17 protein-coding genes are annotated in these 20,935 nt (G+C 54.4%); all 17 read right to left on the reverse strand.

Annotation, left to right across the window (positions count from 1 at the left end):
• Positions 1-27 precede the first annotated feature (27 nt).
• Positions 28-750 (reverse strand): RNA polymerase sporulation sigma factor SigE, encoded by a 723-nt coding sequence (gene sigE, locus BCV73_RS18815; RefSeq protein ID WP_076169860.1) that lies wholly within the window; start codon positions 748-750, stop codon positions 28-30.
• 176 nt (positions 751-926) lie between these two features.
• The gene (spoIIGA, locus tag BCV73_RS18820) at positions 927-1,892 is read right to left on the reverse strand and encodes a sigma-E processing peptidase SpoIIGA (RefSeq protein ID WP_089548183.1); all 966 of its coding nucleotides are present in this window, start codon (positions 1,890-1,892) and stop codon (positions 927-929) included.
• 478 nt (positions 1,893-2,370) lie between these two features.
• Entirely contained in the window at positions 2,371-3,498 is a 1,128-nt protein-coding gene (ftsZ, locus tag BCV73_RS18825) for a cell division protein FtsZ (RefSeq protein WP_076169858.1), read from the reverse strand.
• 61 nt (positions 3,499-3,559) lie between these two features.
• The gene (gene ftsA / locus BCV73_RS18830) at positions 3,560-4,840 is read right to left on the reverse strand and encodes a cell division protein FtsA (protein ID WP_076169857.1); all 1,281 of its coding nucleotides are present in this window, start codon (positions 4,838-4,840) and stop codon (positions 3,560-3,562) included.
• A gap of 195 nt (positions 4,841-5,035) precedes the next feature.
• Positions 5,036-5,803: a cell division protein FtsQ/DivIB gene (locus BCV73_RS18835; RefSeq protein ID WP_089548184.1), complete on the reverse strand. Its 768-nt coding sequence runs from the start codon at positions 5,801-5,803 to the stop codon at positions 5,036-5,038.
• A 61-nt stretch (positions 5,804-5,864) separates the two neighbouring features.
• Positions 5,865-7,148 (reverse strand): UDP-N-acetylglucosamine 1-carboxyvinyltransferase, encoded by a 1,284-nt coding sequence (murA, locus tag BCV73_RS18840; protein ID WP_076169855.1) that lies wholly within the window; start codon positions 7,146-7,148, stop codon positions 5,865-5,867.
• Positions 7,149-7,164: 16 nt separating this feature from the next.
• On the reverse strand, positions 7,165-8,070 hold the full coding sequence (gene murB, locus BCV73_RS18845; RefSeq protein WP_089548185.1) for a UDP-N-acetylmuramate dehydrogenase: 906 nt from the start codon (positions 8,068-8,070) through the stop codon (positions 7,165-7,167).
• 159 nt (positions 8,071-8,229) lie between these two features.
• Positions 8,230-9,339: an undecaprenyldiphospho-muramoylpentapeptide beta-N-acetylglucosaminyltransferase gene (gene murG / locus BCV73_RS18850; RefSeq protein ID WP_089548186.1), complete on the reverse strand. Its 1,110-nt coding sequence runs from the start codon at positions 9,337-9,339 to the stop codon at positions 8,230-8,232.
• A gap of 5 nt (positions 9,340-9,344) precedes the next feature.
• Positions 9,345-10,442, reverse strand: a complete 1,098-nt coding sequence (spoVE, locus tag BCV73_RS18855; protein WP_089548187.1) for a stage V sporulation protein E — start codon at positions 10,440-10,442, stop codon at positions 9,345-9,347.
• Positions 10,443-10,490: 48 nt separating this feature from the next.
• Positions 10,491-11,912, reverse strand: a complete 1,422-nt coding sequence (gene murD, locus BCV73_RS18860) for a UDP-N-acetylmuramoyl-L-alanine--D-glutamate ligase (RefSeq protein WP_076169851.1) — start codon at positions 11,910-11,912, stop codon at positions 10,491-10,493.
• A 3-nt stretch (positions 11,913-11,915) separates the two neighbouring features.
• Positions 11,916-12,881 (reverse strand): phospho-N-acetylmuramoyl-pentapeptide-transferase, encoded by a 966-nt coding sequence (gene mraY / locus BCV73_RS18865; RefSeq protein WP_076169850.1) that lies wholly within the window; start codon positions 12,879-12,881, stop codon positions 11,916-11,918.
• Between the two features lie 19 nt (positions 12,882-12,900).
• A complete protein-coding gene (locus tag BCV73_RS18870; RefSeq protein WP_343220545.1) occupies positions 12,901-14,301 on the reverse strand; it encodes a UDP-N-acetylmuramoyl-tripeptide--D-alanyl-D-alanine ligase in 1,401 nt (466 codons plus the stop codon).
• Positions 14,301-15,788, reverse strand: a complete 1,488-nt coding sequence (locus tag BCV73_RS18875) for a UDP-N-acetylmuramoyl-L-alanyl-D-glutamate--2,6-diaminopimelate ligase (RefSeq protein WP_089548189.1) — start codon at positions 15,786-15,788, stop codon at positions 14,301-14,303. Before BCV73_RS18875 ends, BCV73_RS18870 begins: the two co-directional genes overlap by 1 nt.
• A gap of 47 nt (positions 15,789-15,835) precedes the next feature.
• Positions 15,836-17,857, reverse strand: coding sequence for a stage V sporulation protein D (locus tag BCV73_RS18880; protein WP_089548190.1), 2,022 nt, complete (start codon positions 17,855-17,857; stop codon positions 15,836-15,838).
• Positions 17,858-17,950: 93 nt separating this feature from the next.
• Positions 17,951-20,230: a penicillin-binding transpeptidase domain-containing protein gene (locus BCV73_RS18885; RefSeq protein ID WP_089548191.1), complete on the reverse strand. Its 2,280-nt coding sequence runs from the start codon at positions 20,228-20,230 to the stop codon at positions 17,951-17,953.
• A gap of 18 nt (positions 20,231-20,248) precedes the next feature.
• Positions 20,249-20,665, reverse strand: coding sequence for a hypothetical protein (locus tag BCV73_RS18890; RefSeq protein ID WP_076169846.1), 417 nt, complete (start codon positions 20,663-20,665; stop codon positions 20,249-20,251).
• A gap of 86 nt (positions 20,666-20,751) precedes the next feature.
• Positions 20,752-20,935: 16S rRNA (cytosine(1402)-N(4))-methyltransferase (gene mraW, locus BCV73_RS35870; protein ID WP_256992901.1), on the reverse strand; the 184-nt coding region annotated here is incomplete at its 5' end.

The raw sequence follows: 20,935 nt of genomic DNA on the forward strand, positions 1-20,935 counted from the left end.
TCATTTTATTCCTGATAAAAATTTTGCCTAGACCATTTTGTTGAACTCCTTGCGCAGCCGCTTGATGATGCGTTTTTCAAGTCGGGAAATGTAGGATTGGGAAATGCCGAGCATATCCGCAACGTCCTTTTGCGTCTTCTCCTCCCCGTCCTGAAGGCCAAAACGCAGCTCCATAATGGTTCGCTCCCGGTCGGTCAGCTTGTCGAGTGCCTTGTGCAAAAGCTTGCGGTCGACCTGCTCTTCAATATTCCGGTAAATCGTATCATTTTCGGTTCCGAGCACATCGGAAAGCAGCAGCTCGTTTCCATCCCAATCGATATTGAGCGGCTCATCGAAGGATACCTCGCTCCGGATTTTGCTGTTTCGCCGCAGATACATCAAAATTTCATTTTCGATGCAGCGGGAGGCATACGTGGCCAGTTTGATTTTTTTCTCCGGGTCAAACGTGTTGACCGCCTTAATCAGACCGATCGCTCCGATGGACACCAGGTCCTCGATATTGATGCCCGTATTCTCGAACTTGCGAGCGATGTACACGACGAGCCGCAGGTTGCGCTCGATCAGCATCGCCCGGATGGCCGCATCCCCGGTGGACAGCCGCTGGAGCAAATATTCTTCCTCTTCGCGTGTCAGGGGAGGAGGGAGAGCCTCGCTGCCGCCTATGTAATAGATTTCTTCGCTTTTGAGTCCTAAGAGAAACAGGAATCTGTAGTACTGCAGCTGCGCCACCAATCTCCATTTCACACGCATAATTGATCCTCCTATACGTTTTCCGCAGGAAAACGATCTTCGTAAGCATAAGCCATTAGTTTTCCGCAGGAAAACTCTCATGTTAGCATAAGCATTAGTTTTCCATAGGAAAACGATCTTCGTAAGCGTCTGTTTCGTCTTCCGCAGGCAAACAGGTCTTCGACCTTTCCCTGCGATCACAGGTTACCCGCCGTTTCCAATGGCTCCGCTGCTGGACTCTGGACATCATCCTCAACCAGCTTCGGATGGATAATGGCCTGATACGACCGGTCGCCCGACAGCTGCCCGCCGTCCAGGCCGATTAGCACCTTGCTGGAACGATGGACGCCGTCGCCGATCCGAACCTCAACGGTGTCCGGCTTGATGGCCAGCATGAATGAGGCGCTGCGGTTCACCCCCCGATAGGGAACGAGACGAAGCCGGTCCTGCCACGCAAAATCCATATGTTCCAGTTCCATTACCAGTTTGTCCGGCTCTCCATCGGCCAGTCTTTCGCACCATCCCGAAGGCAGGCGGTCCGCCCACAGCGAAGCTTCCATGACCATCACCGGCGTTCTCGTCAGCGGATCGCTCAGCTGATTGCCCGTATCCAGCAGCCCTCTGCAGCTCACCCGGTGACCGCCGATCTCGACGGCGACCTCGCCCATAAATACGGAACGGCTTTCCAGCTGCTTCCGGGTCGAGTGAACCATTTTGAACCACAGCAGCATGCCAAACACCCCGATGAAGGTAAACCAGAACCCGATCTTCAGCTCAAACGACATGCCGCCGGAAGCCGTGAACCAAATCCCGTTAAAAATTTCTCCCGAATTTTGCAGCAAATAATGTATCCCGATAATCCCCCCGGCCACCGCAAAATTGATAATATAAAAGGCCCCCATATTCCGGATATAGTTTTGAAGACTTCCAAAACCGAAGGTTATCCATAACATCAGCAGGGATAAACCCAGCTTGACTAAAAAGGTATACATAAACGAGAGCTGCGGCACAAACATCATGACGACATACAGGGCACCCACCACAGCCGCCACAATCAATCTCCACCACGGGGGCTTCAGCTTCCGCATCCAGGCTGTAAGCCAGAGCAGTGCACCGTCGATCAGCAGATTCGTGATGAATATCAAATCAATATACACAACCAGTGCTTATCACCTGCCTGACGCCTTTCATGTTTATGGAATGATTGGATCCATAACGCATACACGGTACCGCCGATATTCTCTTAAGCATTTTTGGGAGATGTGATTAGTATAAAAACAATACGGTTCAAAGTCTGTCTAAAATTGGAAGGGACTCCTGAACTTTTTTTGTCGAGTTCCGTTCTTTTATAGAGGAAGTTTCGGGGAAAAAGAAGCATAAGCCGCCGTTGGCATGGGATTCGACACTCCCATATCTATCATCAAATTGTTATAAGTATTACATCCGGCTTTAATGACATATGATGAACTCTGTAAAGAGGAACGCCTTCAGGCACTGGCACGGATGACAGAAATGACCGAGCCCGCTCACACAAAAGTTTTTTGAGCAGCGATGTTTCGTTTCCTACGGATTCCCGTTTCCACAAAAAAAACACCCGCATTTCCGAAGAAATGCGGGTGTTTGACGGATGGAATGACATCCTTAGTCGTTATTGTTCTGACGGGAACGATTCCGCAGGAACGTTGGAATGTCCAATTGATCGCTGCTTGTCTGGTTCCCGAACGGACGCAGATTGTTCGTGTTGTTGCTGCGCGATTCCGCAGGTTCCGACGGCGCCGGTGTTCCCTGCTTGCGCACCTGAGGCTGCTGCACAGGACGGTTCTCAAACCCGGTCGCGATGACCGTTACTTTGATTTCATCCTTCATGCTCTCTTCAATAATAGCACCGAAGATCATATTGACCTCCGGATCCGATGCCGAGGTAACGATTTCCGCTGCTTCATTGACTTCATACAGCGACAAATTCGCGCCTCCCGTAATGTTCATGATGACGCCAAGTGCGCCTTCGATCGAAGTTTCGAGCAGCGGGCTCATAATCGCTTTACGTGCAGCTTCGGCTGCACGGTTTTCGCCTGTCGCTATGCCGATCCCCATCAAAGCCGAACCGCGTTCGGTCATGATCGTTTTGACGTCGGCGAAGTCAAGGTTGATCAGGCCGGGCACCTTGATCAAGTCCGAAATGCCCTGCACCGCTTGACGCAGCACGTTGTCCGCCTCGCGGAATGCCTCCATCATCGGTGTTTTTTTATCAACGATTTCTAATAGCCGATCATTCGGAATAACGATAAGTGTATCGACTTTTTCCTTTAAGGCTTCGATACCGAGCACAGCCTGGGTGGAACGCTTGCGTCCTTCAAATGTAAACGGCCGTGTTACCACACCGACCGTCAGTGCGCCGCATTCCTTGGCGATTTCCGCGATGACAGGAGCGGCACCCGTTCCGGTACCTCCGCCCATCCCCGCAGTAACGAAGACCATGTCTGCACCCTTCAGCGTATTCATAATCAAATCGCGGGATTCTTCGGCTGCTTTCTTGCCGACCTCCGGATTTGCGCCTGCGCCCAATCCGCGGGTCAGTTTGTCCCCGATTTGCAGTTTGTGTTCCGATTTGGCCATATGCAATGCTTGGGCGTCTGTGTTCACCGTAATGAATTCTACGCCTTGCACGCCATTCTCGATCATCCGGTTTACAGCGTTGCTGCCGCCGCCGCCCACACCGATCACTTTAATTTGAGCCAAGCTCTCCATTTCAAAATCAAATTCCAACATATTTCCCCATCTCCCCCTCATTGTGCATGGATGGCCCGTCCACGTTATATGGAAAACCTGCTTAGATGAATTCGCTGAACATTTTCTTCAACCGTTCGATAATACCCGGATTCTGGGCTGACTCCGAGTTGGTAGCAGGATTCGCTTTCGGTCGGTTCACTGTTTTCTTCACATTGCTGGTATTGGCACTCGCCGTGTTGTTGGTGCTGCGTACGCGAATGTTGCGGATCACGTTGTGCAGTACCCCCACACCGCTCGTATATCCGGGATCTCTGACCCCGATATAATCAGGCACGGCGATTCGGACCGAAGCCGCCAGCTCGCCCTGTGCCACCTGAAGCACACCAGGCATGGAAACAGTTCCGCCTGTAAGAATATAACCTCCAGGCAGCTCGCTGTAACCAAGACGCTTCACTTCTTCGCGGATCAGGTGGAAAATTTCCTGTACCCGGGGCTCAACGATAGCCGCCAAGTCCTCCTGGGTAAACTCCTTCTCCACGTTGCTTCCGATGCGGACCACCTTGAAGGTGACGTCCGGAGCGGCATCGGCCATTAACGCACAGCCGTATTTCAGTTTCACTTTCTCGGCCTGGTCGGTCAGCGTCCGCAACCCGTAAGCAATATCGTTGGTTACGAATTCCCCGCCGATCGGCAAAGAGGATGTCGCTGCGATCGTTCCCGCTTCAAACACGGCAATCGTCGTTGAGCCCGCTCCGATGTCGACCAGAACGGATCCCATCGTCTTCTCATCCTTGGACAAAGCCAGCTGACCCGCTCCCAAAGACATCAGGACCAAATCCTTAATCTTGAGTCCTGCCTTCTCCACACAGCGCAAAAGATTATGTATGGCTGTCTTAGCGCCGGTAATAATGATGGCCTCCACTTCCAAGCGGACACCGATCATGCCGCGCGGGTCATGAATTCCCTCCAGCCCGTCTACAACATATTGTTTGGCAACTACATCAATAATTTCCCGGTCCGGCGGTAGAGCGACAACTTCAGCGGCCTTAAGCACGCGTTCGATGTCTTCCTCGCCGATTTCCCGATCCTCATTCGATACCGCCACAACACCGTGGCTTGATTGAAGTCCGATAGTATTCCCCGAAATGCCGACATAGACCTCCGATATTTGAATACCGACCATACGCTCCGCGTGGTCAACGGCACTGCGGATGGATTGTACAGTCTGGTCAATATCTACGATTGCACCCTTGCGAATTCCTTCCGAGTCGGCAGATCCAACTCCAATAATATTAAAGGTTCCATTATTAACTTCCCCAATAATAGCACGAACTTTGGATGTACCGATGTCCAAACTAACAATGATGTCATTGTTGCTCAACCGTGGCACCTCCTGTTTTTATAAAATAACTGCGTAAAAAGACACTCAACTTTACATATTCAACATACATGATTCTTTCCCTCTTTTTTCTACAAATTTTTCAATTGCCAATCTTTGTTACGAATCTCTTCAAAATCAGAAGAAAAAAGAGGGAGATTTCATACTTGTCCGTAATTTTAATTGTAGCATTTTTTACTATTCATGAGTAGTGGCATTTTGGTCGCCGTTTTCCTCGCCGGAAGGCTCGAAAGGAACGTAGGAATCAGCCTCCAGCATAGTGATGATACCCGGCTCTTCCGTCTCTATGACTTGGTTAAGATATTCGACCTTGTCTTTTAATAGCGAGATGGCCGTAATGACCTCAAACCGCGAGCGGGTGTACAGCTTGATCCGGTCCGGAAAGGACTCCGTCGGCGACGGGATGATCTCCGAGATGTCGGAGGTCAGTTCATTCGGAATTTGCCCCAGCACCTTGCAGAGCGCGGCTTTGTTCGGATCGGAGGCATTCCACTTCGTCAGGATCGGCTTCTCCACCGCGATTCCGGTGTTGTTCACCGACACCGTCGCACCGCTGGAAAGGATCGCCTGCAGATCCCCCTCCGCGGCAAGCTCGTACGCAACGGTAGGATACTCCTCGATCGTGACGTTAATGACGCCCGGAAACTGCTTGTCCACCGTCGCCTTTTGGATCGATTTCACCTTAAGCAGGCTGCTCTCCACCTTGGACGGAGATACGCCGAAGAACTGGCTGCCAACCTGAAGACCGCTGGCCTTCAGCAGCTCGTCCCTTGTCGTAAATGTATTGCCTTTGAAATGAACCTCCGTAACCTGGCTCATCGTCGAACGAAAGAACAGAACGGATAGGATCACGATAAATAGCAGCAGCAGGATCCAAATAATACGTTTGCTGGCTTTTCTTTTAGGCTTGTCTTCTTTTAAAACAGGAATTTGGGCGTTAGGCATAGGATACTCTCCATAAAATGCCTCTTATCCCCTTCAACTGGCGAAGGGGATAAGCGTGGCGTTAATTAGCTAAATCAAGCGGTTTGGGTACCGGCGTAAACCGATGTATATCCGCTCCGAGTTTTTGGAACAGCATTTCGATATGATCATAACCGCGGTCGATATGATGCACCTGCTCCACAACCGTTTTGCCCTGCGCAGCCAGACCGGCAATGACCAGCGCCGCGCCGGCCCGCAAGTCCGTGGCTTCAACCGTGGCCCCGTATAGGCGCTGCACCCCGCGGATAAAAGCGCTGTTCAGGTCGATTGTAATATCCGCGCCCATACGGGTCAGCTCGTCGACATGCTTGAACCGGCCTTCAAATACCGTCTCCTTCATGACGCTGAAACCGTCGGCTAACGACAGCAGCACCATGACCTGGGACTGCAAGTCGGTGGGAAACGACGGATACGGTGATGTTACGATCCGTTCCACCGCTTTGGGGCGGCTCATGCAGCTTACGCTCATTATATCATTGAGAATACTGATTTGAACACCAGCGCGCTTCAGCACGTGGATAAGCGAAGACAAGTGCGCGGGATTGCAGTGTGTCAAAGTGACGTTCCCCCGCGTCGCCGCCGCGGCAATCATGACGGTTCCGGCTACGATCCGGTCAGGAATAATTTCATAAGTGCACGGGGTCAGCTGCTGAACCCCTTGGATCGTGATCGTATCGGTACCCGCGCCGATAATGCTGGCTCCCATCCTGTTCAAGAAGTTGGCCAAGTCCTGGATTTCCGGTTCGCGCGCAGCGTTCGAAATCGTCGTCGTTCCACTGGCGGTGGCCGCCGCCATCATAATGTTTTCGGTAGCCCCTACGCTGGGAAAATCCAAATGGATGTCGGCACCGGTTAATTTGCGCGCCCTGCAAATAATTTGCTGATCTCTCTCCTCAATTTCCGCACCAAGCTCCTGAAGCCCCCGCAGATGAAGGTCGATTTTCCGTTCGCCAATCGCACATCCGCCCGGCTGATAAACGGCAACCTCGCCGAACCTGGCCAGAAGGGGACCCATCAGAAATATGGAGGAACGCATTTGCCCCATTAAGTCTTCCGGCACATGAAACGAATTGGCGGACGATGTATCCACGGTGACCGTCTCCTGCTCATGCAGCGTCTTGCAGCCGATCCTTTCGAGAATGCCCAGCATCACATCAATGTCCAGCAGCCGGGGGACATTATTCAGCCGAACTTCGCCTGCGGCCAGCAAGCTTGCTGCCAAAATCGGCAATGCGGCATTTTTTGCTCCATGGATACGTATGGTTCCTGATAGGGCTTTGCCACCCTCAATCACCAATTTGTCCAATGTATCACCTCCGAGTTTACCGCTCACCAACCGCATACACTTCCGGCATCAGTTCGATGCCGTATTCAGTTTGAATCGTCTCCTGAATGTGATGCATTAATGTGAGCACGTCCTCTGCTGTCGCTTGACCGGTGTTTACAATGAAATTGGCGTGCTGCATGGACACTTCTGCCCCTCCGATCCGTTTGCCCTTCAAACCGGCATGCTCCACCAGCCTGGCGGCATGATCGCCTGGAGGATTGCGGAACACGCTCCCCGCGCAGGCCATCTGCAGCGGCTGGGTGCAGCGCCGGTATTCTTTGAAGCGGGCCATCGCTTCCGCAATTTGCTTGCGGTCTCCAGGCCGCAGCTCAAACACGGCTCTTGCCACGATCCCTTTGCGCTCATGAAGGATGGAGTGACGATAGGCAAAAGCCATCTCTTCTGCAGTGTAAGTCACCAATTCTCCTGTATCCAGTACAATCTCAGCGGACTTGAATATGCGTGACACATCAGACCCGTGGGCTCCGGCGTTCATATACACGGCACCGCCTGCGCTTCCGGGTATCCCTCCCGCAAACTCGAGGCCTGTTAAACCTTCTTTTCCGGCCAGGACACTAAGCTTTACGAGGGAGAAGCCTCCTCCGGCGGTAACCCGGTTTCCCTGAAAATGGGCATGATCGAGCTCCCCGCCCAGTTTAATCACGACGCCGCGAAAGCCTTTGTCGGCAACGAGCAGGTTGGAGCCGCGGCCGATCTGCAGCCAGGGGATTTGATTCGCATGCAGCAGGGAAATCAGGCTTACCAGCTGCTCCACGCTGCCCGGGATGACAAACGCGTCGGCAGGACCGCCGATTTTCCAGGTGGTATAGCTCTCCAGAGGTTCATTCCAGCGAATCGTTCCGACATGGGCTTCGGACAGTAGGGACTTCCACTGCTGCATCGCAAAGCATCCTCCTTTATCGTTAAGCGGGAAAGAAGCGGTATGGACCGGTATACTGCGGCCGATCGTAGAACCGTGCCGGTATTCCATGGGTGATTGTCACGATTATAGAGTATCTTATGTAGTACATACCGCGTGTGTGACAATCGCCCACGGCTTTCAGCGGCCCCGCGACAGTCGGCGCATTTCTTCAACGATCACCTTGGCCGAATCCGGTTTGCCCAAGCTCCGGGAGCTTGCGGACATTTCCTGCTGCAGATTGTAATTCATCATGATATCTTCAATGGACTCATAGAGCCGCTTACCCGTCAGTTCTTTCTCCAGGATGACTTTGGCCGCGCCGGCCTTCTCCAGCTGTCTTGCGTTGGCCACCTGATGGTTATTGGTCACATTCGGGGAAGGAATGAGAACGGATGGAATCCCGAGCGATGTGATCTCCGCCAGGAACGAAGCCCCTGCACGGTTGACGATCAGGGAAGTCGCCGCAAGCACTTCCGGCATGTTATGAATATACGGCAAAACGTGAAGATGATTAGGAAGGCTTCCAAGCCGGCTCCTGATATCCTCACGCGTTTGGTCAAAATAAGTTTCTCCGGTCACGTAAACGAAATGGATATGCTTCAGCTTCTCAAGCCGCGGCGCCATTTCGATCATGGCGTCGTTAATCGCCTTGGCACCTCTGCTGCCGCCCACAATCAGAACGACGGAGCTGTTCATCGGAATGCCCAGGGTGGCAAAACCTCTTTCCCGGTTCGCCGTCTGAACCGTCGTCGCCCGCGGATTCCCGGTGTAAATCACCCGTTTGGCTTTGGGAAAGGCGCCTTCGGAACCTTCAAAGCTTACGGCGACCGTGCTGACGTACCGGCTCAGAAACTGATTCGTCAGCCCGGGGATGGCGTTCTGTTCATGAATGATGCTCGGAATGCCGAGCTTCGCAGCCGCGTACACCACAGGACCGCAGACATAGCCGCCGGTGCCGATGACAACGTCCGGCTTAAATTTCTTCAGCAGCTTCTTGGATGTTTGGACTCCTTTTAGAAAACGCATAACCGTTTTCACATTGTCCATCGATAGCTTACGGCGAAACCCCGTAATGTCGATGGCTTCGAAAGGGAGATTTTCTTGAGGGACGAGCTTGCTCTCCAGCCCCCGGGTACCGCCAATATATAAAAATTCGGAATCAGGATCTTCCGCTTCACATTGTCTCGCGACAGCGACGGCCGGGTAAATATGTCCTCCCGTTCCGCCGCCGGATAATACGACGCGCAATGTATTCACCTCGCATAACGTGATAGATTAAGTAAAATGCCGAGCGCGGTCAGCATCAGAGTTAACGACGAGCCTCCGTAACTGATCAGCGGGAGCGTAATTCCGGTGACCGGCATCATGCCGATAACCACGCCGATGTTAATGACGACCTGGACGGCAACCATGCCGATGATGCCCACGGCCAGCAGGCTTCCGAACCGGTCGGGGATCGTCATGGCCACCCGCATCCCCCGCCATACGAGCACGAGGAACAGCAGCAGTACGATCAGACCGCCGATAAATCCGAGCTCCTCCGCCAGGATGGAGAAAATAAAGTCGGTCTGGGGCTCCGGCACGTAGCTGTATTTCTGCCGGCTCATCCCGAGTCCGAGCCCCCCGAGTCCGCCGGGGCCGATCGCATACAGCGACTGGATGATCTGGTAGCCGGCGCCGAGCGGATCCGACCATGGGTCAAGAAAAGCGGTAATACGCTTCAACCGGTAGGGCGCGGCAATGATCAGGCCCGCAAAGCCGGCTACCCCGCCGAGCCCGAGAAAGCCCAGATGGCTCAGCTTGGCCCCTGCCGTAAAAACGATCATCATCGACGCGCCCAGCATCACCGTACCGGTTCCCAAATCCGGCTGCATCATGATCAGCCCGAAGGCCAGTCCAATCAGACCGAGAGGCGGGAGCAGGCCTTTGCCAAATGCCGTAATGTTGAAGTTCTCGCTGCTCAGCCACTTGGACAGGAACAGAATCATCCCGAGCTTCATAAATTCCGAGGGCTGAATGCCGAAGGAGCTGATCCCGAGCCAGCTCCGTGCACCCCCGCGCACAACGCCGATGCCCGGAATCAGGACGATGACGAGCAGCCCGAAGCAGATGATCAGTCCCGCCTTGGCGTATTTTTTCCATACATGGTAGTCCAAATTTGCGGTAAAAAACATCGCGACCAGTCCGAGTCCGGCAAACAGCATCTGTCGCTTGACGAAATAGAATGAGTCGCCGTAATCGTGAAAGCCCAGTACGGAGCCTGCACTGTATACCATGATCATGCCGATCGTCAGCAGGCCCAAAATACAAAGAAGGAGCCACAGATCCGGCGCCGGTCGTGTCTTGTTCATGAGGAGGCCACCTTTTGCCAGGAAGTAGGGGCTTATCCACCCCCCTACTTAAAGATTATGCACCGCCTCTTTAAAAATGCGTCCGCGCTCCTCATATGAGGTAAACATGTCCCAGCTCGCGCAGGCCGGCGAGAGCAAAACGACATCCCCGGCTTCGGCGAGAGCTGCGGCCTCTTGTACCGCGGAACGCAGCACAGCGGCGGCGTCCTCACCAGTATCGGCCTTGCGGATATGCTTTAATCCGGCCATTTCGGCAACTTTCGCGATTTTATCCGCCGTTTCGCCGAGCACCACAACCGCCTTGACGTGCTCGCTCAGCAGCGGCATCAGCTCCATGTAATCCGAGCCGCGATCCAGACCGCCGGCAATCAGCACGACCGGCTGATGGAACGAGGTGAGCGCCATGCCTGTCGCTTTGGCGTTCGTCGCTTTGGAATTGTTGTAATAGGCAGCGCCGCCGACGTCTCTGACATACTCCAAGCGGTGCTCCACCCCGTGGAACGAAGCCAGGGGTTCGGCCAAGCGTTCTGGTGCGGCGCCGGCTGCGATGGCGATCGCGCAGGCCGCTGCGGCATTTGCGACGTTAAACCGGCCGGGAATACCGATTTCCTTCACGGGGATGATTACCTGGGACCGCCCGTCCGAATCGCGGTATACGATGCTGCGCTCTAGGTCGTCTTCCGTGTCCGGAATATAAGGCGGGCTCACATACACGCCGACTTGCAGTTCTTCCGTCACCGAGAACGGAAGCAGCTTGGCCTTTATATAAGGCACCAGGCTGCGGCAGTATGAATCATCCCAATTGAGGACCGCGGTATCATCCTCTTTCTGGTTGGCGAACATTTTCGCTTTGGAAGAAGCATAGTCTTCCATGCTGCCATGATAATCAAGATGGGTTTCCGTCAGGTTCAGCAGGCAGCCGATACGCGGACGGAAATCCGTCGTTCCTTTCAGCTGGAAGCTGCTGAGCTCGGTCACCATCCAGTTGCCTGCATCGGCATGCTGCGCCGCTTCACACAGCGGCGTGCCGATGTTGCCGGCGACGATCGGACGCATACCGGCCGCTTCCAGCATGTTGCCCACCCACGTCGTGGTGGTCGTTTTGCCGTTGGAGCCGGTGATCCCGATAATCGGCGCCTCGCAGATGTGATAGGCGACTTCCACCTCGGTCACCACTTCGATCCCGAGCTTCAGTGCCTCCTGCACCGGCGGAGCTGTGTACGGAATCCCCGGATTTTTGACGAGCAGAGAAATACCGGGATGAACCAGCCCCTCGGGATGACCACCGCAAATGACGGTGATTCCCAAGGGCTCCAGTTCCCCGGCTTCGGGACATTGATCCTTTTCCTTTCGATCATTCACAGTAACAATCGCTCCGGCCTGGTGCAGTACTTTGGCGACCTGCACGCCGCTTCGGGCAAGCCCGAGCACTACGATTTCTTTACCCCTGTACGAATCTGGATGCTTCATCTTCTACAACCCCTTGTTCAAGTAAAGTCCAAGTCCCGCGAGCACGATGCCTACCGCCCAGAAGGTCATGACAACCCGCCATTCGGACCATCCGGTCAGCTCGAAGTGATGGTGAATCGGACTCATTTTAAAGATGCGTTTGCCCCGGGTCTTAAATGATGCGACCTGAAGAACGACGGACAGCATTTCGATGACGAACACGCCGCCGATCACGATAAATAGCAGCTCGGTTTTGGTGACGATGGCGATGCCGCCGATGGCTCCGCCAATGCCGAGCGAACCTGTATCCCCCATGAATACTTTGGCCGGGTGGGCGTTAAATACAAGAAACCCGAGCACCGCCCCGATCATGGCAGCGGCACAAACGGCGGCCGACAGCGAGGTCGCCTGCATGGCGACGATGGCGAATGCGGCAAAAGCGATGGCGCTGACGCCGGACAGCAGTCCGTCGACCCCGTCCGTGAAATTGACCGCGTTGGTCACGGCCATCATCATAATGACGATGAACGGATAATAGAACCATCCGCCCCAGTCAAACGACCACGACGTTCCCGGCACGCTGATCGCCGTGCTGTGACCGTTCTTGATAAGCAGGTAACACATGATCGCGGCGAAGAGCAGCTGCAGGATAAGCTTCTGTTTCGCCGTCAGTCCGAGCGAACGCTTGAACACGATTTTAATATAATCATCAAGAAATCCGATCAGACCGAAGCCAAGTGTGGCTACGAGCAGCACATAAAAATCCGTATTAATGACGGAAAATTTCAGAAAAGCAAGCGTAAAAGCCAAAATAATGACGATTCCGCCCATTGTCGGCGTTCCCGCCTTCTTCAAATGGGTTTGCGGCCCGTCGTCGCGGACCTGCTGGCCGAACTTCATACGCCTGAGCAGCGGAATAAGCAGCGGAGCGGCAATCACCGCCAGAATAAAAGATACACCGATCGTTAACAGCAATAGTTGATAGTCCATGGATTCACCCCCTCGTGCGCTATTTCTGCAAGTTTTCCTTAACTAGAGCATCCACAATTTCTTCGAGCTTCATACCCCGCGACGCCTTGACAAGCACCACATCTTTGGCATGAACGCGCTTGATGAGATGAGGGATCAGCTCAGCTTTATCCGTAAAAGAAAATACGCTCAGGTCCGGACGAATCTTCCGGGCCGCTTCAGCGGTCTCCTCCGACAACGGTCCGTACGTGTACAGCACATCCACCCGGTCCGCCGCAGCATACTGCCCGATCTCGGCATGGAACTCCTTCTCCTGCGGCCCAAGCTCCAGCATGTCCCCCAGCACGGCTACCTTGTGATGATAGCCTTTGAGACTATGAAGCGCGTCGATCGCGGCCTTCATGGAGGTCGGGCTGGCGTTGTAGGCGTCGTTCAGAATGGTCAGCCCGCTCGGCGCCACGATTTGCTCGATCCGCATCCCGGTCAAATGCAGTCCGGTCAGTCCCGTGCGGATGTTCTCCTCGGTAATGCCGAAATGGCGGGCCACCGCGAGAGCCGCAAGGCAGTTAATGACGTTATGCTGGCCAAGCAGCGGCAGATCCAGCCCCTCCTCCGGATGCAGCAGTGACGTAAAAATAATCCCCTTGCTGTGGAACATCATCCCTGTGGGGTAATCATCGTTGCTCTGATCCAACCCGAACGTAAAGGTCCGGAGCCCATCGGGTTTCACCGTCTCGGCTTCGCCGAGCACTGTAGGAATCAACGGCTCGTCGCCATGGTAGATCAGCAAGCCGCCGGGCTTCATGCCGCTGATAATTTCCACCTTGGCCCGGGCGATTTCATGTCTTGAACCGAGCTGAAGCAGATGCGCTTCCCCGATATTTGTAATAACCGCCACATCAGGACGGGCGATTTGGGAGAGACGCTCGATCTCATGCCGGCCGCTCATTCCCATCTCCAATACGGCGATTTCCGTATCCGCCGGCATCTCTAAAATGGTTAAGGGCAGTCCAATATGATTATTGAAATTGCCCCCGGTTTTATGAACTTTATAGGTCGTAGACAGAAGGGTATACACCATATCCTTCGTCGTCGTTTTGCCGTTGCTGCCCGTAATGCCGACTACGCGGCAGCCTACTTCCGCCAAATAGGCCTCAGCCAGGGTCTGCAGCGCCGCAAGCGTATCATCGACAAGAATGACAGCTCCCGTCGGCGCCTCGCCCCGGTCGCGCTGCCACAGCGTCGCGCCCGCTCCGTCCTTCAGTACGGATTCGGCATAAGCGTGCCCGTCAAAACGTTCCCCGACGAGCGGGACGAACAGGCTTCCTTGCTTTATTTGTCGGGAGTCCGTAAACACGCCTTGAATCGGCAGCTCCCGGTGTTGTTCCTGCGAGAGTGTTCCTCCGCACATGGCGGCCATTTGGCCTAAAGTCGTCGTAATCACTTATCCAATCCCCTTATCGCTTCCTTGGCAACTTCACGGTCGTCGAAGTCATAATTCGTCGTACCAATGGTTTGATAGGTCTCATGACCTTTCCCCGCAATCAATACTACATCCTGAGGGCTTGCCATTTCAATAGCCTTTTGTATAGCCGTCCGCCGGTCCACGATCATCTCGTAGCGCTCCTGCGGAACGCTGTCATCCTTCAGACCCTGCTCGATGTCCTTCAGAATCAGCTCCGGATCTTCCGTTCTCGGGTTGTCGGATGTGACAAAAATGAAGTCGCTGTACTTGGCCGCGATTTTGCCCATGATCGGACGTTTGGTCCGGTCCCGGTCTCCGCCGCAGCCAAACACGGTGATGACCCGGCCTTCAGCGAATTCGTTGACCGTCTTCAGCACGTTCTCCAGACCGTCAGGCGTATGCGCGTAATCGACGATAACGGCAAAAGGCTGTCCGGCATCCACCGATTCGACCCGTCCGTCCACGCCCGGTACCGATTCAAGGCTGCGCTTGATATTTTCCAGTTCAATGCCTTCCAGCAAGCCGGCGGTGATGGCGGCCAGCGCATTGTAGACGTTGAACTTGCCGACCATTCTCAGCTGGATATCGGCACTGCCCCGGAAGGTGTCCACATGGAAGGAAGTTCCCTGCGCCGTTACCTTGACGCCGGTTGCCCGGACGTCCGCGCTGTTCTCAACACCGTATGTAATGACTTCGGCTGCCGTAATTTTGGCGAAGTAGGAGGATGCTTCATCATCCGCATTCAGCACGGCAAACTTGCGCTGCTCCGGCTGATGGGCGAATTTGTTGCCCAGGCGGGCGAAAAACAAGCCTTTGGCCGCGCGGTATTCCTCCATCGTTTTATGATAATCGAGGTGGTCCTGCGTCAGGTTGGTGAAAATGGCGGTACGGAAGTCGGTGCCCTTTACCCGTCCCTGCTCCAGCGCATGGGAGGAAACCTCCATCACGCAGCACTCTACGCCGTTCGCCGTCATGTCATCCAGGGAACGCTGAAGCTCCAGCGCTTCCGGCGTCGTGCCCGACATCGGGAAGGTCCGTCCGCCGTAGCGCATCTGGATCGTGCCGATCAGACCGGTGTTGACCCCTTGGTCGCTCATCATTTTTTCGATGAGGTAGGTTGTAGTCGTCTTGCCGTTGGTTCCCGTCACGCCAATCATTTTCATATGGGAGCTCGGCGACCCGAAAAACGCATCGGCCAGAACGGCCATGGCAAAACGGCAGTCCTTGACCACGATCTGCGGGAGGTCAATGTCCAGCTTCCGCTCGACAACGAGCGCCACCGCCCCTTGTTCCGCAGCCTGGCCGGCATAGTCATGACCGTCGACCGTGTGGCCCGGGAGGCAGATAAACAGGTCTCCCGGCGCCACTTTACGCGAATCCACCTGGATGTTCGTAATCGTAATGTCGCCGTCTCCGATAATTTGTGCCGTCGTTAATGCTGATGCCAGTTCATTTAGTTTCATCTCTTGATCCCTCACTCTAGTTCTATTAGTCTCGAATATCGCCGCAATCAATTATGGGTTGAGGCATCATTCTGCTGTGTGCCGGTTCCGTCCTGAGGCGCTTCCGGATCATCCTGCGCTTCGTCCGCATCGCTATGATCCTTCACGTCAGCGTCCGTTCCCATATAAATCCGGATCGTCGACCCCCGCTCGACCCGGCTGCCCGGTTTGGGCGCCTGGCTGATGACCGTGTTCCCGGTACCGGACTTAGCCAGCGTAAAATTCATGTTCAGATCCTCATATAAATCTTGAACCGTTGCCCCTACCAGGTCAGGAACGGTGTCGATCGGCGTATCCCCGTATTTATAAGTTTTCGGCAGCTGATCCTTTCGCTCCGGCACCTTCAGCACATGCAGCGAATCCTCGAGAATGTGCTGGACAATCGGCGCCGCCACGACGCCGCCGAATTGAATGCCGGCCGGATTATCCACCGCGGTGTAAACAACGATTTGCGGGTCGTCCGCCGGTGCAAAGCCGATGAACGAAACGATATGCTCCGTGGAGGAGTAGCGGCCGTTGACGACGATCTGGGCGGTACCCGTCTTGCCGCCGACACGGTATCCGTCGATGAAAGCGGGTCTGCCCGTCCCTTTGGCCACTACGCTCTCCAGCGCTTCGCGCACCTGCTTGGACGTATCCTCCGATATAACTTGTCTGACCAGCGTCGGTTTCGTTTCGCTCACCGTTTCGCCGGTCTCCGGATTAATCCAGGCTTTGGCAACGTAAGGCTTAAACAGCTTGCCCCCGTTGACGGCAGCCGACACGGCGGCCACCTGCTGGATCGGCGTCACGGACACCCCTTGTCCGAAAGCCGTCGTGGCCAGTTCGACCGGGCCCACCTGGGACGGCTTGAACAGGATGCCGTTCTCTTCTCCATTCAGATCGATGCCCGTTTTGGAGCCGAATCCGAAATTGCGGATATAGTTAAACAGCGAATCTTTGCCCAACCGCTGGCCCAGAACGACAAAACCCGGGTTACAGGAGTTTTCCACGACCTGCAGGAACGTTTCGCTGCCGTGGCCGCCCCGCTTCCAGCACCTCAGGCTGGCTCCCCCGACCTTGATATATCCCGGATCAAAAAACTGCTCATTCTTGAGGTCCACCTTCTTCTCCTGAAGGGCGGCCGCCAGCGTAATAATCTTGAAGGTCGAACCGGGCTCGTACGTCATCCAGATCGGCAGGTTCCGGTTATACACTTCGGAAGGGTATTCCTGATAGTTCGCCGGCTCAAATCCCGGACGGCTGGCCATTCCCAGAATCTCTCCGGTTTTCGGGTTCATGGCGATCGACCAGGCGCCTCGGGCCTGGTACTGAACCATAGCCTGATCCAGCTCCCTCTCCATAATCGACTGAATCGATTTGTCGATCGTCAGCTGGAGGTTAAGGCCGTCTCTGGGCTCCTCGTATTTCTCGGAAGATCCCGGCATGAGCCTGCCCCCCGCATCGGACAAGTAGGAGACGCTGCCGTTAATCCCCTGCAGCTTGGTGTCATATCTCTGCTCGATCCCGGTCAAGCCCTGGTTGTCGATGCCCGTAAAGCCCAGAATGTGCCCGGCCAGGTCGCCGTAGGGGTAAAACCGCTTATTGTCCTCAGCAACGACGATACCCGGCAGCTCTAAATCACGAATTTTCTGAGCAAGCTCCATCGTAATTTTGCGTCCACCGGGTTGCAGTCGTTCAATCCTTGATTTCTTCGTAATAGACTTCATAATCTTGTCTTCGCTCATACCCAGCAGAGGAGCCAGCGTCTTCGCCGTTTTCTCGGGCTCCTTGATCTGAACAGGGATCGCCATGATCGTCGGCGTGCTTATATTATAAGCCAAGGGCGTCCCATTGCGGTCCTGAATCTCGCCCCTCTTGGCCGTTGACGGAATTTCCCGGCGCCAGTTCTCCTCGGCCTTGGCGGATAATTCGCTGCTCTTTCCAAGCTGCACATAGGCTAGCCTCACGATCAGAGCAGCGAACAACAGGCACAGGATCAGCAAGCTCCACAGCAGCCTCCGCCTCATGGTGACGTTTGAAACCTTCATTTGTTATCCCTCCCCGCTTCCCTACAGCTTCATGACTGTTCATATCATGAATATTCGGGACAACCAGGGGATAGAACAAGCTGTTGCCGCTTATCAGTTATCGCTGGCTTCTTCGCCGGACTTGCCGTCGGCCGAATCGCCGGCCGACGTATCCTTCGAACCGGAATCGTCCTCCGTGGAGGAGGATGAGGTATCCTGCGATGCCTCTTCATCCTTGACCGGCTTCAGCGTCAGCTGGACGGAACGCTTGCCGTTCTTGTCCGTGACCAGCTGCTCGCTGACGTATCCTTGGCCTTCGACGGTAACCGAGCATTTCAGCAAGGTCAAAATATCCAGCGCATCACGCAGCGATTCGCCTTTTAGGTCCGGCACGGTCATCTTGTCGGTCTCCTCGGTGAGCAGATAGATACGCTGCCCCGGACTCATCGGCGTTCCCGCTGCCGGATACTGCCGGATGACCGAGGTACCCTTGCCGATCGTCTCGAAGTCAATGCCTGCGTTCAGCAGCTTTTGCTTCGCGTCCTTCACGGCCAGCTTCGTGAGCGTCGGAGCGGCTGGGCGATCCACAGACGTTTTGCCGTCCGACGTCTTCTTCGTGGTGGCCTTCGGCACGCCCATGTACGGCAAAGCCTGGGACACGATTTTCTTAAAGATCGGCGCCGCCACCGTGCCCCCGCCGACATCAGGGTCATTCGGCTGGTCCACAATGACAATAAGGGCGATCTTCGGATCGTTCACCGGAGCAAACCCGATAAAGGAGACGACGGATTTCGAATAATCCGGTTTGCCGTCGGCGCCGTATTTGACCGCGGTTCCGGTTTTACCGGCAACGCGGTACCCGTCGATGTAGGCGTTGCGCCCGGTACCTTTTACCTGGTCCGCGACGACCTGTTCCAGGTAGCTGCTCGTTTCCTTGGCGGCTTCCGGTGAGATAACCTGACGGACGACCTTGCTCGTATCCGGAGCTAATACAACTTTGCCTGTATCCGGATCGGTAATCTCTTTGATGATATGCGGTGTTTTCAATTTGCCGCCGTTCGCCACCGCGCTGATCGCCGCCAGCTGCTGGATCGGCGTCACGGACACACCGTGTCCGTAGGAAGCGGTCGCCACTTCGACCGGACCCGGCAGATTGATCGTCGTGGTTACTTCGCCGGGAAGCTCGATGCCCGTCTTCTTACCGAAACCGAAGTCGTTGATATATTTCAGCAGGCGCTCTTTCCCGAGCATTTCCGAGCCCAGCTTGACGAAGGCAACGTTACTGGAACGCTTGACACCTTCCAGGAACGTGATCGGTCCCCATCCGGAACGGTTGATATCATGAAGGTACGTATGAGTCCCTTTAACCTGGATCTGCCCGGACTGGTAGATCGCATTTGGATTAAACAGCTTTTCCTGCACCGCCCCTGCCAGCGTTACGATTTTGAACGTGGAGCCCGGCTCGTACGTAGCTTTTACGGCATAGTTGAAGAAGTCCTTTTGGTCCTTCGTGTTCCAGTACGTATTCGGGTTGAATGTCGGCAGGTTGGCCATCCCGAGTATTTCCATCGTCTTCGGATCGGCCGCAATGACCGTCATGCTGATCGGTTGGTACTTTTCGTACGTCTCTTTCATCGCGTCTTCGATATAATACTGGATCGTGTCGTCGATCGTCAGCTTTAAATTTTTACCATTGACAGCCGGCTTGTACACCATATTCGCTTCGGGAAGCTGGTCCCCTTGCCGGTCGCTTTCGTATTTCATGAGTCCTGAGGTGCCTTTGAGGTAATCATCTAGACTTGCCTCAAGTCCGGCGACAGCCTCACCATCCCGGTTCGTGTAACCCAAAATATGAGCCGCAAGCGTCCCCTTCGGATAATAGCGCTTCTGCTCCTTGATCATGTCCAGCCCGGTTTCAAGCACCTTTTTTTCTTTTTTAAGCTGTGCCTTCAACTCTTTGTTGAGATCTTCGATCCGGGCCTTCTTCGTTTCGTCAATTTTCCACCCTTCGTTCCGGACCTCCCGGTTGGTAAGGTATTCCCCGTCCTTGTCTTTGGCGTTTACAAGTTCCTTAAGCTCGCTTTCATCCTTGCCTAAAATCTTGTGCAGCCCTTCGATGATTTCGTTCTCCAGCCCATTCTCGTGGATAACGGCCGGATTGACGATAACGGTATAGGCCGGGACGTCGGATGCGAGAATATCGCCATTGCGGTCCGTAATCGTGCCGCGGGATGCCGGAATCGGGACTTTTTTCGTCCACTGGGCGACCGCCCGATCATGCCAGTCATCCCCGTTAACCACCTGCAGTGCAAATACCCGAATTAACAGAACAACAAAAAGGAGGGTGATGAATCCTCCTAGGAGCAGTGTGCGAAGTTTTATTCTTTTTACCATGCTCAACCCTCACAAGCTCTATTTTTTTGCCGTTTCCGACCCTGTTCCGGCGTTATCCGTACTTGTCGTATTGGAACGCGGAACGGTAAGCGCCTCCTTGCCCGGTTCTTGGTAACCAAGCTGGATCGCTTTCTCACGGATTCCGACCTCAAGGCGCTGCTTCTCCGCCTTAAGCTCTTTAATCGTCACGTTCATGTTCTTAATGTTCTTGTCGACCTTCTGCCCCTGCTTGTTCAGGTCGTAAATGTTGGCGTTCTGCCAGATGATCAGGCTCGCCACCATGACGCATATTCCAACCGTCAGCAAATAGAGCAGCTTTTCCTTGATCGGCAGATATGTACGGTGAGTAACGACTTTCGTCTTCTCCCGGTACCCGGGAGATGTTCGTTCAGCGACCTTCTCCTTAACTGCCAGGTTACCACGCGTATAGGCCATGTCTGATTCCCCTTTGTCTTAGTCTCTACGCCCTGAACATGAGTCCTTGCCTTCAAAAATATGAATCGTGTGTCAGATGCGTTAGGTTATATTTTCTCAGCAACTCTCAGCTTGGCTGAACGCGCACGCGGGTTCTGTGCAAGTTCATCTTCACCCGGCACGATCGGCTTGCGGTTGACCAGTTTCATTTCACCCTTCCCGCCGCACACGCACATCGGAAAGTCCGGCGGGCAGGTGCATTTGCCTACGTAGCTGTTCAAAATTTGCTTG

Origin of the sequence: Paenibacillus sp. SSG-1, from assembly GCF_002224835.1 — a bacterium.
Classification (GTDB): Bacteria; Bacillota; Bacilli; order Paenibacillales; family Paenibacillaceae; genus Paenibacillus_AQ; species Paenibacillus_AQ favisporus.

Coding starts and splice junctions, on each gene's coding strand:
- sigE (WP_076169860.1), bottom strand. CDS start 750: ATGCGTGTGAAATGGAGATTGGTGGCGCAGCTGCAGTACTACAGATTC.
- murD (WP_076169851.1), bottom strand. CDS start 11,912: ATGAAGCATCCAGATTCGTACAGGGGTAAAGAAATCGTAGTGCTCGGG.
- spoVE (WP_089548187.1), bottom strand. CDS start 10,442: ATGAACAAGACACGACCGGCGCCGGATCTGTGGCTCCTTCTTTGTATT.
- BCV73_RS18885 (WP_089548191.1), bottom strand. CDS start 20,230: ATGGTAAAAAGAATAAAACTTCGCACACTGCTCCTAGGAGGATTCATC.
- BCV73_RS18890 (WP_076169846.1), bottom strand. CDS start 20,665: ATGGCCTATACGCGTGGTAACCTGGCAGTTAAGGAGAAGGTCGCTGAA.
- BCV73_RS18835 (WP_089548184.1), bottom strand. CDS start 5,803: ATGCCTAACGCCCAAATTCCTGTTTTAAAAGAAGACAAGCCTAAAAGA.
- ftsZ (WP_076169858.1), bottom strand. CDS start 3,498: ATGTTGGAATTTGATTTTGAAATGGAGAGCTTGGCTCAAATTAAAGTG.
- mraY (WP_076169850.1), bottom strand. CDS start 12,881: ATGGACTATCAACTATTGCTGTTAACGATCGGTGTATCTTTTATTCTG.
- murB (WP_089548185.1), bottom strand. CDS start 8,070: ATGCAGCAGTGGAAGTCCCTACTGTCCGAAGCCCATGTCGGAACGATT.
- BCV73_RS18875 (WP_089548189.1), bottom strand. CDS start 15,788: ATGAAACTAAATGAACTGGCATCAGCATTAACGACGGCACAAATTATC.
- BCV73_RS18880 (WP_089548190.1), bottom strand. CDS start 17,857: ATGAAGGTTTCAAACGTCACCATGAGGCGGAGGCTGCTGTGGAGCTTG.